Genomic DNA, 13,957 nt, shown 5'->3' with positions numbered 1-13,957 from the left:
GTTGCCAACCATCGGAATTGCTGAAATAATCTCGCGATAGCGGGCCTCTGGCAAGCGAGTCTTTCTCATTCCATGATTTAGCTGAACTCAATCATTATGGATCAGTTGCCGCCTCTTTCGGCCCTCAGGGCCTTCGAAGCATCAGCCCGTCATCTCAGCATGACGCTGGCGGCAAACGAGCTGCATGTCACGCCTGGCGCGATCAGCCTGCAGATCCGGGACCTCGAAAGCGCGCTCGGCGTACGGCTTTTCGAGCGCCGGGCGCGCAGCCTTGCGTTGACCACAGACGGCGCCGACTATTTCGCGACGATGCGCACGGCCTTCCGCCTCATTCGCGAGGCAACCGCGGCCCTGACGATGCGCTCAAGGGACACGGTGCTGACCGTCGCCTGCACTGCCGGTTTTGCCACGCATTGGCTGGTGCCGCGGCTTCGGCGCTTCGAGCAGGCTCATCCCGATATCGATCTGCGCATCAGCGCCTCGCATCGCATGATGGATTTCCAGCGGGACGGGATCGACATCGCCATCCGCCACGGGCTCGGCGGCTATGAAGGGCTGGCAAGCGAAAGGCTGCTCGATGACGAATATGTGCCGATTTGCACGCCCGAGATGGCGGCGACACTCGGCCCCTCGCCTGTCGTCGACAATCTGGCGGATCAGACCCTGATTCATGACGTCTATCGGCGCGACTGGGAGCTCTGGCTGCAGGCTGCGGGCGCGACGCGTGTGGACGCCACGCGCGGGCCGGTCTTCACGGATGGCACCGGGGCTTATCACGCCATGAAGGCAGGGCTCGGCATCGCACTGATGCGCCGCTCCTTCGTCGAGCAGGAATTGGCAGGCGGGACGCTGGTAGCCCCCTTCCCCATCGGGTTTGCCAGCGCACTCGCCTATCATCTCGTCTATCCGCCGGGCGCGCTGGAACGGCCGGCGGTTGCGGCCCTCCGCTCCTGGCTGTTCTCCGAAGTCTCACATGCGCCGCCGCCGACATAGGCAGGCTCGAACACTCGATCGGTCATCCCCGTCAACATCAAGCAGACAAGGTCGCCCAAAGAAAACGGCCGGCGCTGAGGCCGGCCGTGAAACGAAGAGCGGATAGCGCCCGCCGCTTATTCGTTGATGAGGCGCTTGAGCAGCTCGATCTCATGCGACAACTTGGTGTCGCCCGAGATCAGTTCCTCGATCTTGCGCACCGCATGCAGCACGGTCGTATGATCGCGACCGCCGAACCTGCGACCGATCTCCGGGAAGGAGCGCGGTGTCAGTGTCTTCGACAGATACATGGCGATCTGGCGCGGCTTGACGATGACGCGGGTGCGACGATTGGAGACCAGCTCCTGGCGCGAGACATTATAGTGACGCGCGACAATGCGCTGGATGTCCTCGATGCGGACGCGACGCGGCTCGCCGGAACCGACCAGATGCGCGAGAAGCTCATCGACGCGCTCGACCGTCAGGTTCGGCTCGAAGGAACGGCGGAAGATGAGTTGATTGAACGCGCCTTCCAGCTCGCGACCGCTTGCCGTGACATTGCGAGCGACGTGAGACAGAAGCTCCGCCGGGATTTCCAGCGACGGATCGTCCTGACGGGCCGCATCCAGACGGCGCTTGAGGATTTCAAGACGCATTTCATAGTCCGGTGCCTCGACCTCGATCGCCACGCCACCCTGAAGACGCGAGCGGACGCGTGGATCAAGCGATTCCAGCTCCCAGGGAGCGCGATCGGCGGCGACGACAACCTGCTTGGCGCTGTCGAGCAGCATGTTGAGCAGATGGCAGAACTCGTGCTGGATCATCTTGCCCTGCAGGAACTGCATGTCGTCGATGATGAGCAGGTCGATGTTGCGCAGGGAATCCTTCAGCGTCAGCGCATCATTGTCGCGGATCGCGGTTGCGAAGCGCCACATGAAGTATTCCGCCGTCAGATAGACCACGCGCAGGTTGCGCGGATTCTGTACGGCGGCATTGGCGATCGCCTGCAACAGATGCGTCTTGCCGAGACCGACCGTCGAATGAACGAAGAGCGGATTAAACCGCACGGCGCCTGAGCCGGCTTCAGCGATGGTCTTGGCGGCGGCAAGGCTCACCCGGTTCGAGCTGCCCTCGACATAGGTGTCGAAGGTAAAGCGGGAATCGAGCGGCGAGCCGAACAGCGGCATACCTCCCGTCGCAGGGCGGGCTGCGGCTGCCGCGCTTACGGCCTGAGCGACCGCGTGGCCGGCGGGCTGCGCTACAGAACGGCGGATCGGCGCCACGGCAGCCTGATCCGATACAACAGCCTGTTCGTCAGCACCCGGCTTCGCGCTGTGCCGCGTCGCCGTACGCACCAGAATTTCAACTTTCAGGATCTCCGCGTCTTCTGTCTGGAACAGGCCGGTGATCATATCGAGATAGCGATTATTGATCCACGACTTCAGAAAGGTCGTCGGAACCGTAAGGCGCACAACACTCTTGGAGACCGAATGCAGTTTAAGTCGGCCGAACCAGCTGGCATAGACGTCAGGACCAACCTGCGCCTTCAAGCGCGCACTGACACGTTCGAACAAAACATTTTGCGCCACGTCTCCTTTTTCCCCCGCCGCTTCTAGGCAAACCGCACTGAACGCCTGCGCATTGTCCCCGGTTTCCAACGCACCCGTCGTCCTCGTATGTATCTGCATAAAGTGCCGCCTTCCACAGTCTCGTTATAGGACGAAACGACATCGAGCCGCCGTCCTTAGGTCTTCGCCATGACATGACGGTCGCGCTCGTTTTTCAAGCTGCGCCGCATGCCGGTTCATCAGCCGAGCCCAGCCAAGAGGCTTTACAAAAAAACCGCGGCGAAAACTGCTCTTTAAAGCGGCCTTCGTCTTGGCGTTCGTAACCGGAGCATCGGTCGGTCCTCGTATTCCGACCAGTGCCCCAGCGGCTGTCAATTTTTCTCCCCTCCCCACAGCCACGCTTATGACTTAGGCTGCAAAGGACAGACAAGCTTCCTCGTTCCGCCAGCGTTGCCGCTTACGGTCTTAACTCGTCAACTGTTTGAAAAAACGGGGCTGAACTGCTCCGTCACAAGGGACAAAAATCATCCACTCCGCCTTTAGTGGCAGTGTTCGCCGAAGCCGTTTCAGATGATGTCCGCGCCCCTTGTTGAAATGCATTTAGGCAGGATCGAACGCAGATATCAACGATGAATTTTACACAAAATTAAGAGGCAGCCATTGACTCGTGAAGCCGTTTTTGACTGTCACATGGCCTTCAAAAAAGAATCGCTGTTGAATCAAGGAGATTCCCGTTCAGCGCGATTCTCACAGGTTTCAAAACAAAAAAATAAAAAAATCCCTTGACTCACTTGTGAGCCGGCAACGCGTCACGCAGATCACCCAGCGCTGAGATATCCTGCCGCAAGCCTTTGTTTTCAAATGTGTATTTCTGTCACGTCACTGACATGATCAGCCGGCTACATTTTAGCATTATGGCGTTTTTTTGGCCGAATCCAAAAAGCCCGGCGCAAGGCCGGGCTCAAGTCTAACGATTAAATCGTTAAGGAAAAATTACGCTGTCGGGGCCGAGAGAGCCTTCACACGCTTGGCAAGACGCGAAACCTTGCGGGAAGCGGTGTTGGCGTGAAGCACTCCCTTGGTCGCTGCGCGAGCCAGTTCAGGCTGGGCGGCGATGAAAGCTGCCTTGGCGAGATCTGCATCACCCGATGCGATGGCTTCTTCGACCTGACGGACGAAAGTGCGAACGCGCGAGCGACGAGCCTTGTTGACATCGGTGCGGCGGGCGATCTTGCGGGTCGCTTTTTTCGCCGAGCTGGTATTGGCCATGTATGCCTCTCTTAGAATTCAAACACAGCTCCGTCACTGCAGCGCGGGCCCTGCGGCCACTTCATCCAGCAATGCGGGAGCAATTGCGGAAAACCAGAGCGGCTTTCCAAACTGTGGCGGGCATATAACTGGAATGAGCCGCGCCGTCAACGCGGATTCTCGTCAAAGGCTCGTAATTCCGAATTCCGCCCCTCACCGGTTCTTGAAGGCCGGCTTACGCTTTTCGACAAAGGCGGTCATCCCCTCCTTCTGATCCTCCATGGCGAACAGGCTATGGAAAAGGCGGCGCTCGAAGCGCAAGCCCTCTTCCAGCGTGGTTTCCAAGGCGCGGTTCACCGCCTCCTTGGCCATCAGCACCGAGGGACGAGAGAGCGAGGCGATCTTGGCGGCGGCGGCCAGTGCCTCGTCCAGCAGCTTGTCGGCCGCCACCACGCGAGACACCAGGCCCGAGCGTTCAGCCTCTGCTGCGTCCATCATCCGGCCGGTCAGCACCAGATCCATCGCCTTCGCCTTGCCGACGGCGCGCGTCAGGCGCTGCGAGCCGCCCATGCCGGGGATGATGCCGAGCGTGATTTCCGGCTGACCGAACTTCGCCGTCTCGGCGGCAATGATGAAATCGCACATCATGGCCAGCTCGCAGCCGCCACCGAGTGCGAAACCGCTGACGGCGGCAATCACGGGCTTACGCGCCCTGGCGATCTCGTCCCAGCCGCTCATCAAGTCGCCCTTGTAGACGTCAACGAAATCGAGCGGCTGCATTTCCTTGATATCGGCGCCGGCTGCGAAGGCCTTTTCCGAGCCGGTGAGCACGATCGCGCCGATCGCATCATCAAGATGGAAGGCGGCATAGGCCTGCTTCAGCTCGGCAAGCACCGTGGAATTCAGCGCGTTCAGCGCCTGCGGCCGATTGAGCCGGATGAGGCCGACAGCCCCATGAGTTTCGACGATCAGGGTTTCGTAAGCCACTTGTCTCTCCCTTCAATCAGCTTTGGCAGGCGGCACAATAGAAAGAAGAGCGCCCTGCCTGGACGATGCGGCTGACCGTACCGCCGCAACCCGGCGTGCCGCAAGGCTGGGCTTCGCGGTCATAGACGGAAAAGGAATGCTGGAAATAGCCAAGCGATCCATCCGTCTGGATATGATCACGCAACGACGAGCCGCCTGCGGCAATCGCGTCGGCGATGACAGCTCGGATCGCGGCCACCAGCCTCAACAGCTCCTCCTTCGGGCCGCCGGTGTCGGTGACCAGCGTGCCGGCGGCGCGCAGGGGCGACAGATGAGAGCGCCACAGCGCCTCGCAGACATATATATTGCCGAGGCCGGCGATATTCTTCTGATCCAGCAGCGCGCTTTTCAGCGGCTGCGCCTTGCCGGCGAAGCGTTCGGCCAGATAGTCGGCGCCCAGCTCGTTGCCGGTGGGTTCCGGGCCAAGATCGCGGAAGAAGGGGTGGCCGGCGATATCGGCTCGCCTGACGACATCCATGAAGCCGAAGCGACGCGGATCGTTGTAGATCACGCGCGCGTCACCGCCTGCACCCCCCAGATGGAAGACGACATGATCGTGCTTCTCGTCCTTGGAACGCGGATGGTGGAATGCTCCGGGTGTCTCCGACGACGGGCCGGCCTCGACCCGGAACGAACCGGACATGCCGAGATGCGCGACGATCGTCATGCCGTCATCGAGGTCGATCAGCAGATATTTGGCGCGGCGCGACAGCGACGTGATGCCGCGCCCCGAGACCGCTTGCGAGAAGCCGGCCGGGAACGGAAAGCGCAGATCGCCGCGGCGCAGTTCCAGCTCTTTCAACAGGGCGCCCTCCATGGAAGGCGCCAGCCCTCGTCTGACGGTCTCGACCTCTGGTAATTCCGGCATGGCTATCCATCTTTATGTTTCAACCGCTTATGATCTGAGCTATAGCCCAAGGGCATTGCGGCTGGTGATCTGGCTGATGAGATAGCGTGGCAAACGCGATTTCGCTATGGTCCGCCGCTGAATACTGCGTAATTCCTCAGATCGGAATCGATTTGAGGATAAAATTATGCAGAAAATTTAAAGGGCTACAGCGACCTTTGCGCGTCACATATGACACGCGGCGCTATAGTGTAACGGAGTTGAGCCGATGGCAGACAGCCGCACCTCCGCCGATGGCGGCATGGAAACATCCTATGGCTTTCGCGAAGTGGCCGATGGCGAAAAGCAGGGCCTCGTCAACGAGGTGTTCCACAAGGTTGCCAAGCGCTACGATGTCATGAACGACGTCATGTCCATGGGCCTGCACCGGGCCTGGAAGGACGCCATGATCGCGGCGCTCAACCCGCGTAAGGATGCGGCCTACAAGGTCCTCGACGTTGCCGGCGGCACGGGCGACATCGCCTTCCGCATCGTCGAAGCCTCGAACCGGCTGGCGCATGCGACGGTGCTCGACATCAACGGCTCGATGCTCGGCGTCGGCGCGGAACGCGCGGAAAAGAAGAAGCTCTCCGACAATCTCACTTTCGTCGAAGCGAATGCCGAGGAACTGCCCTTCGAGCCCAACTCGTTCGACGCCTATACGATCGCCTTCGGTATCCGCAACGTCCCTCATATCGACGTGGCGCTGAAGGAAGCCTATCGCGTGCTGAAGCGCGGCGGCCGGCTGCTGGTGCTCGAATTCTCCGAGGTCGACCTGCCGCTGCTCGACCGCGTCTATGACGCCTGGTCCTTCAACGCCATTCCGCGCTTCGGCAAGGCGATCACCGGCGAGGCCGAGCCCTACCAGTATCTGGTGGAATCGATCCGCAAATTCCCGAACCAGCAGGATTTTGCGACGATGATCGGCGAGGCCGGCTTCTCGCGCGTGAGCTTCACCAACTATACCGGCGGCATCGCCGCCCTGCACTCCGGCTGGAAGCTCTAAAGCATGATGTCGAGCCATGTGACGCGGTCGACGGCCTCCATTTCCCGAGACCTTGAGACGCTATGAGTGCTTTCAACGCATATTTCGGCCTTCTCAGGGTCGGCTGGGTGCTGGTGCGCGAGGGCGTGGTCATTGCGCTTCCCTCGGAAGGCCTGCCGCCTTCCGTCAGCCTCGCCAAATCCTTCGTCGGTATCTTTGCCCGCAAGAGTGCCAAGAACCAGGCCCGCAGCGACCGGCTTTCCAAAGCTGTCGAACGGCTCGGGCCGTCCTATGTGAAGATCGGCCAGTTCCTGGCGACGCGGCCCGACGTCGTTGGCGTCGACATGGCCAACGACCTGTCGCAGCTGCAGGACCGCATGGCCTTCTTTCCCCATGCCGCCGCGAAATCATCGATCGAAGGCTCGCTCGGCCGCAAACTCGACGAGCTTTATGTCAGTTTTGGCGAACCAATCGCGGCCGCCTCCATCGCCCAGGTACATCCGGCCGAGGTAGAGACGCCGGGGGGGACCAAGCGCGTTGCCGTCAAGGTGATCCGTCCCGGCGTTCGCCAGCGTTTCGTAAACGATATCAAGGCGATGTATCTCGTCGCCAACCTGCAGGAGCGCTTCCTTCCCTCCAGTCGGCGCCTCAGGCCCGTCGAGGTGACGCGGACGCTCGAGCAGACCACCAAGGTCGAGATGGATCTGCGCCTGGAGGCGGCGGCCCTTTCCGAAATCGCTGAAAATACCGAGAAAGACCCGGGCTTCCGCGTCCCCAAGGTCGATTGGGAGCGCACCGGCCGTGACGTCATCACCATGGAGTGGATCGACGGCGTCAAGATGTCAGATGTCGAGGGGCTGAAAGCCGCTGGGCACGATCTCAACACGCTCGCCGATACGCTGATCCAGTCCTTCCTTCGCCATACGCTGCGCGACGGCTTCTTCCACGCCGACATGCATCCCGGCAATCTCTTCGTCGATGCCGCCGGCACGATCGTCGCCGTCGACATGGGCATTGTCGGCCGCCTCGGCAACAAGGAACGCCGTTTCCTCGCCGAGATCCTCTATGGCTTCATCACCCGCGATTACGTCCGCGTCGCCGAGGTGCATTTCGAGGCAGGCTATGTGCCCGCTCATCACAATACGGAGAGTTTCGCACAGGCGATCCGCGCCATTGGCGAGCCGATCCATGGTCAGCCGGCCGAGACGATCTCCATGGGCAAGCTGCTGACGCTGCTCTTCGAAGTAACCCAACTCTTCGACATGGAGACACGGCCGGAGCTGGTTATGCTGCAGAAGACCATGGTCGTGGTCGAGGGCGTGTCACGCATGCTCAATCCGCGCTTCAACATGTGGAAGGCTTCGGAACCCGTCGTCGGAGACTGGATCCGCACCAATCTCGGCCCGAAGCGCATCGTAACCGACCTCAAGGACGGTTTGAAGGCGGCCCTGAAACTCGCCGAGGCGGCACCCGAAATCGCCGCCAAGACGGAGAAATTCCATCACGAATTGCTGCGCATGAGCGAGAATGGTCTTCGCTTCGACCCGCAGACCGCCGAGGCGATCGGCAAGGCGGAGGCCAAGCACAGCCGCTCCGGCCGCCTCGCGCTATGGGTGATCGCGCTGACGCTCCTCTATATCGCCTGGCAACTGAGCTGACCTTCAGCGCTCCCTGGCGCTCGCGCATCTGCGAAGATTGCCGCCATTGATGCGAGAGGTAATCACTTCCTCCTGCACGCGCTTTGCTTGGCGATGACAACATACCCGTGCAAACACCGAGTTGCATCGCAGCCGGACTCGCCTCAAAATTCAAAGCGCCGCCGAATGAGGTGTTCGTCATTTGGGATATCCCATTTGCGATAAGGCTCGCATAGCCTTGCGAAAAAGGAGAACAAGGACAATGGAGCGTCAGAGAGCCGGCATCGAACTCACCGGGCAACCCTTGGGGTTCAGCGATCTGGTGCGGATCGGCGCTGGCACCGCCATGCCTTCGGCATCGGAAAGCGGCATGGCGCGGGTGCGCCTGGCGCGCGGCGTTCTCGAAAGCACGATCCAGTCCGGCATGCCGGTCTACGGCTCCACGACCGGCGTCGGGGCCATGAAGGATGTCGAATGGTCGCCGGAAGATCTCGATGCCTTCAATCTCGGCCTGGTGCGCGCCCACCATTTCGGTACCGGCGCACCCTTTTCCATGTCGGTCGTGCGCAATGCCATGGCGATCCGCGTCAACACGGCGCTAACAGGCCAAGTCGGCTGCTCGCCGGGGCTGATCGACGCCTATCTTCAGCTTCTGCATACGGATGTCATTCCCGTGGTTCGCCGTACCGGCTCGATCGGTTGCGCCGATATCGGCCTGATGGGCCAGATCGGCGCGGTACTGACCGGGGTCGGCGAGGCCGTCTATCGCGGCCGGCGCATGCAGGCGGCCGATGCCTTTACTGCTGCCGGTATCAATCCGGTGAAGATGCTGCCGCGCGACAGCCTCGCCTCGCTCAGCGTCAATGCCGTGAGTTTCGCGGCGGCGGCGGAGACCACCCGCAACGCCGCCTCCTCGATCCGGGTGCTGCTGGCGACCAGCATGATGGCCGCCGGCGCGCTCGGCGCCTCGCGTGATCCGTGGTATGCGGTGCGCCATGTCGGCACGGCGCGCGAAGCGCTGATCGGCGCATGGCTCTGCAACGCTTCGGACGAATGGCCGTGGCCCGTCGCAACGCATGTGCAGGATCCTTTGAGCCTGCGCATGATCGCCCAGGTCTACGGCGCTGTCATCGAGAACCTGCTGACCGCGGGCCACAAGATCCTGGCCGCCACCGGCCGTTCCGACGACAATCCCGTCATTGTCGACGGGCGCGTCATGACGTCGGGAGGCTCACTGCCGCTCGACGTCACCATCCTGCTCGAGGCCGCCGTCATCTGCATGGCGCATGCCGCTCGCAATGCCTTCAACCACTGCGTCCTGCTCGGCAACGGCCAGCGGCGCGGCCTGCCGGTCAATCTCGTGCCGGAAGGCAGGATCGCGACCGGCTTCGGCCCGATCATCAAGCTCGCAGGCGAGATTTTCTCGCGCGTCCTGTCCATGTCCAACCCGGTCTCGGCGCAATCGCTGGTGGTCGCGGCCGGCATGGAGGACGAGGCGGCCTTCCTGCCACTCGTCATCGAGCGTTTCGAGCGGCAGACGCGGGCACTGAAGCGCCTCGCGGCACTGGAAGCGCTGCTTTCGGCCCAGGCGATGGATATTCTCGGCGACAAGCCGGAAGGCGTCGCGCGCATGCTCTACGAGGTGGTGCGCAAGCATGCGGATTTCTATGTGGTCGACCGGCCGCTTTCGGCCGAAGTCGAGGCGATCGAAGAGGAACTTGCGTCCGAGGCCTTCGTTTCAGAAATGATCGCCCACAAGCCGATCCTTGCCTATGATGATTTCTTCGCGCTCGGCTCGCTGGAGCGGCTCGAGGAACGGCTTTATCGCGACACCGTCGTTATCTGAACCAACCGATAAGCGGAGAGAACGCACATGGCGGATTTCGATCTTGTTCTGCAGGGCACCGTGGTTTTGCCCGAGCGCATCGTAGAAGCGGGTTATGTCGCAGTCCGCGACGGCAGGATCGCCGAGATCGGCATCGGCGTGCCGCCGGCGGCGCGCGAGCGGCATCTGCTCGGCAAGGCGCTGATCCTGCCCGGCGCGATCGACGCGCAGGTGCATTCGCTCTCGCAGAGGGATCAGGAGGATTTCATCTGGTCAACCCGCTCGGCAGCGGCCGGCGGCGTCACCACCATCGTCGACATGCCCTATGACGAAGGCAATCTGGTCTGCTCCGCCGCAGCGGTGAAAAAGAAGGTCGACCATGCCTCGCCGCAAGCCCGCGTCGATTTCGCCCTCTATGGCACGATCGACCCGGAAGAAGGCCCGGCGCGCATCGCCGAAATGGTCGAGGCCGGCGTCGCGGCCTTCAAGTTCTCCACCTTCGGCACGGACCCCAAGCGTTTCCCGCGCATCCCGCCTGCCCTGCTCGACGCCTGCTTTGCGGCGATCGCGCCGACCGGGCTGACCGCGGGCGTGCACAATGAGGATGACGAAGCCGTTCGGACCTACATGGAGCAGGTGAAGGCCAGCGGCGTGACAGACTATCGCGCCCATGGGCTCTCGCGGCCGCCGATCACCGAGCTGCTTGCCATGCACACGATCTTCGAGACGGGCGCCGACACCGGCTGCCCGGCCCATGTCGTGCATTGCTCGCTCGGCCGCGGCTACGACATCGCGCGCGCCTATCGCCGCGACGGCTTCGAGGCGACGGTTGAATGCTGCATCCACTATCTGACGCTCGACGAGGAAAACGATGTTCTACGCCTCGGCGGCAAGGCGAAAATAAATCCGCCGATCCGCCCGCGCGCCGAAGTGGAAACCTTGTGGCGCAAGGTGGCGGAAGGCAATGTCTGGCTGGTTTCGACCGACCACGTCAGCTGGTCGGAAAACCGCAAGAACAATCCGGATATGCTGGCGAATGCTTCCGGCGTGCCGGGACTGGAGGTCATGGTGCCGCTCTTCGTAAAGGGTGCTCTGGAGCGCGGCGTGCCACTGACCTGGGCGGCGAAGCTCATGGCGGAAAATCCGGCCAGGCACTTCCGCCTCGACCATATCAAGGGCGCACTGACACCGGGCAAGGATGCCGATATCGTCGTGCTGGAGCCGCGCGAGATGATCTATGACGCAGCGGCAAGCGGTAACAACGTCGTCGGCTGGAGCCCCTATCATGGCATCCGCCTGCCCTGGACGGTATCCGCCGCTTACCTTAGAGGCAGAAAGATTACCGAGGGACAGAAGGTGTTGGCCGAACCCGGCTCCGGCAGCTTCGTGCGTCCCTTGCCTCGCCAAATCTTTGCCGGAGAAGCCGCCCGATGAACCAACCGAAGCGCCACAACCTGCCCGTCAACGCCGACCGCATCGCCGAGGACATCGACGCGCTGGCCGGCATTACCGAGCCCGGGCACCCCTGGACACGCCGGGCCTTCTCACCGCTCTTTCTGGAAGGCCGCGCTTACATCGAGGCGCGCATGAAGGCAGCCGGGCTGGAGACGCGCATCGACGCCGGCGGCAACCTGATCGGCAGGCGCGCCGGCGCAAAACCCGGCCTCGGTACGATCCTTGTGGGATCGCATTCCGACACCGTTCCCGATGGCGGCCGGTTCGACGGCATTGCCGGCACGATCGCGGCGCTGGAAGTCGCCCGCTCCCTGAAGGATCGCGATATCCAGCTGGACCACGATCTGGAGATCGTCGATTTCCTGGCGGAGGAAGTCAGCATCTTCGGCGTCTCCTGCATCGGCAGCCGCGGCATGACCGGGCAGATGCCGGAGGCATGGCTGGCCCGCACCAGTGGCGAGCGCACGCTTGCGCAGGGCATTGCGGAAGTCGGCGGCGATCCCGCCGTGCTGCTCGCGCAGAAACGCCCCGATCTTGCCGGCTTCCTGGAGCTGCATATCGAGCAGGGACCGGTACTGGAAGCCGAGAACAAGGATATCGGCATCGTCACCGCGATTGCTGGCATCACCCGCATCGAAATCACCGTCGAAGGCCGCGCCGACCATGCCGGCACGACGCCGATGGATCGCCGTGCCGATGCGCTTGTCGCAGCCTCCCAGCTTGTACTCGATATCAGGGAGCGGGCGGCCGAGCAGGCGAAGACGCCAGGCCATTTCGCGGCCACGGTCGGCGAATTCCGCATCGAGCCGAATGCCGCCAATGTCGTGCCGTCCAAGGTGGTGCTGCTGATTGACGGCCGTGCCGAAATTCGCGGCGACATGGAACAGTTCCTGGCCTGGATCGATGGCGCGGTGCAAAAGATAGCGACGGCTTACGGTGTGACGATCAAGCCACCTGTCCGCGTCTCAGACAATTTTCCGACGCCAGGCGATGTTGGCCTGCTCGAAACGCTCGAGCGTGCTTGCGAAACCGTCGGCGCCAAGCATCGCCGTATGGCCTCCGGCGCCGGTCACGATACCGCCTGGATCGCCAAGGTCGCGCCTGCCGCCATGATCTTCGTGCCCTGCAAGGAAGGCCGCAGCCACTGCGCCGAGGAATGGGCCGAGAATGACGATATCGCCATGGGCGCCGCCGTGCTCTTCGAAGCCGTGCGCGACATGGATAAAAGCCTCAAACAGAACCGGGAGTAGCCAATGGGACGCGTACTCGTTGCCAAGGATGTGGAAGCGGCCGTCAAGGGTGGTTCCGTTTATGCCGCCGGCGGCGGCGGCTGGGCCGATCACGGCCGCATGCTCGGCTATGCCGCCGTCAATGTCGGCAAGCCGGAACTGGTGTCGATAGACGAGCTCAACGACAATGACTGGATCGCGACGGCAGCCGCCATCGGCGCGCCGGCCTCCACGACCCCCTGGGAAATGCAGGGCATAGACTACGTCAAGGCAGCGCAGCTACTCCAGGACGAACTCGGCGAAAAGCTCTCCGGCCTGATCATCGGCCAGAACGGTAAGTCGTCGACGCTGAACGGCTGGCTGCCGTCGGCCATCCTGGGCACCAAGGTGGTGGATGCGGTCGGCGATATCCGCGCCCATCCCACAGGCGACATGGGGTCGATCGGCATGGCAGGTTCGCCCGAGCAGATGATCCAGACCGCTGTCGGCGGCAATCGCGCCGAGAACCGCTATATCGAACTCGTGGTAAAGGGTGCGACGGCGAAGATCTCGCCGATCCTGCGCGCGGCTTCCGACCAATCCGGCGGCTTCATCGCCTCCTGCCGCAACCCGCTGCGCGCCTCCTATGTCCGCACGCATGCGGCGCTGGGCGGCATCTCCATGGCGCTCTCGCTCGGCGAGGCTATCATCGAGGCGGAAAAGAAGGGCGGCAGCGCCGTCATCGACGCCATCTGCAAGACGACCGGTGGCCATATCCTTGCCGAGGGCACGATCACCAGGAAGGATGTCGTCTATACGAAGGAAGCCTTCGATATCGGCACCATCACGGTCGGCTCCGGCGAGAAGGCCGTCGTCATGCATGTGATGAACGAATATATGGCCGTCGAAGATACCAATGGTAAGCGCCTCGCGACATTCCCCTCCGTCATCACCACGCTCTCGCCGGAAGGCGAGCCCTTGAGCGTTGGTCAGCTGCATGAGGGGATGAACGTCTTCATCCTGCATGTGCCGATGGACATCATTCCGCTTTCCGCCAGCGTGCTCGACCCCACAGTCTATCCCTCCGTCGAGAAGGCCATGGGCATCGAGATCGCGAAATACGCCTTGGCCGGCAAGAAGAACTGAG

10 protein-coding genes and 1 pseudogene are annotated in these 13,957 nt (G+C 62.2%); 7 read left to right on the top strand and 4 right to left on the bottom strand.

Annotated features, from left to right (window positions below; all coding sequences use genetic code 11):
• Positions 1-96: 96 nt before the first annotated feature.
• On the top strand, positions 97-993 hold the full coding sequence (gcvA, locus tag FHT29_RS09745) for a transcriptional regulator GcvA (RefSeq protein WP_210166071.1): 897 nt from the start codon (positions 97-99) through the stop codon (positions 991-993).
• Between the two features lie 116 nt (positions 994-1,109).
• Here gcvA and dnaA read toward each other — a convergent pair whose 3' ends face one another.
• The 4 genes from dnaA to mutM form a co-directional block, all read right to left on the bottom strand.
• Positions 1,110-2,660 carry a chromosomal replication initiator protein DnaA gene (gene dnaA, locus FHT29_RS09740; protein ID WP_034513977.1) on the bottom strand — a complete coding sequence of 517 codons (1,551 nt, stop codon included), beginning with the start codon at positions 2,658-2,660 and terminating at the stop codon, positions 1,110-1,112.
• 873 nt (positions 2,661-3,533) lie between these two features.
• Complete coding sequence (gene rpsT / locus FHT29_RS09735) at positions 3,534-3,809, bottom strand: 30S ribosomal protein S20 (protein WP_037202970.1); 276 nt, start codon at positions 3,807-3,809, stop codon at positions 3,534-3,536.
• Between the two features lie 192 nt (positions 3,810-4,001).
• Positions 4,002-4,775 (bottom strand): enoyl-CoA hydratase, encoded by a 774-nt coding sequence (locus FHT29_RS09730; protein WP_047556225.1) that lies wholly within the window; start codon positions 4,773-4,775, stop codon positions 4,002-4,004.
• Positions 4,776-4,791: 16 nt separating this feature from the next.
• Positions 4,792-5,682 (bottom strand): bifunctional DNA-formamidopyrimidine glycosylase/DNA-(apurinic or apyrimidinic site) lyase, encoded by an 891-nt coding sequence (gene mutM, locus FHT29_RS09725; RefSeq protein WP_047556227.1) that lies wholly within the window; start codon positions 5,680-5,682, stop codon positions 4,792-4,794.
• A 247-nt stretch (positions 5,683-5,929) separates the two neighbouring features.
• On the opposite strand from mutM, the gene ubiE reads away from it, so the two are divergent.
• From ubiE to FHT29_RS09695, 6 genes and pseudogenes are all read left to right on the top strand, one after another.
• Positions 5,930-6,706 (top strand): bifunctional demethylmenaquinone methyltransferase/2-methoxy-6-polyprenyl-1,4-benzoquinol methylase UbiE, encoded by a 777-nt coding sequence (gene ubiE, locus FHT29_RS09720; protein WP_047556229.1) that lies wholly within the window; start codon positions 5,930-5,932, stop codon positions 6,704-6,706.
• A gap of 62 nt (positions 6,707-6,768) precedes the next feature.
• On the top strand, positions 6,769-8,343 hold the full coding sequence (ubiB, locus tag FHT29_RS09715) for a 2-polyprenylphenol 6-hydroxylase (protein ID WP_047556231.1): 1,575 nt from the start codon (positions 6,769-6,771) through the stop codon (positions 8,341-8,343).
• A 241-nt stretch (positions 8,344-8,584) separates the two neighbouring features.
• Positions 8,585-10,168: an aromatic amino acid lyase gene (locus FHT29_RS09710; RefSeq protein ID WP_037202964.1), complete on the top strand. Its 1,584-nt coding sequence runs from the start codon at positions 8,585-8,587 to the stop codon at positions 10,166-10,168.
• A 27-nt stretch (positions 10,169-10,195) separates the two neighbouring features.
• The gene (locus FHT29_RS09705; protein ID WP_047556232.1) at positions 10,196-11,581 is read left to right on the top strand and encodes an amidohydrolase family protein; all 1,386 of its coding nucleotides are present in this window, start codon (positions 10,196-10,198) and stop codon (positions 11,579-11,581) included.
• Positions 11,578-12,872 (top strand): annotated as a pseudogene (locus FHT29_RS09700) (Zn-dependent hydrolase); the annotation flags it as partial. The gene FHT29_RS09705 and the pseudogene FHT29_RS09700, both read left to right, overlap by 4 nt.
• Positions 12,856-13,956, top strand: coding sequence for a DUF917 domain-containing protein (locus FHT29_RS09695; protein ID WP_037202959.1), 1,101 nt, complete (start codon positions 12,856-12,858; stop codon positions 13,954-13,956). The pseudogene FHT29_RS09700 and the gene FHT29_RS09695, both read left to right, overlap by 17 nt.
• Position 13,957: the final 1 nt, after the last annotated feature.

Origin of the sequence: Rhizobium sp. SG741 (assembly GCF_012275435.1) — a bacterium.
GTDB lineage: Bacteria > Pseudomonadota > Alphaproteobacteria > Rhizobiales > Rhizobiaceae > Rhizobium > Rhizobium lusitanum.
The sequence above is the reverse complement of the archived record's forward strand: the minus strand, read 5'-3'. Positions and strand labels throughout refer to the sequence as shown.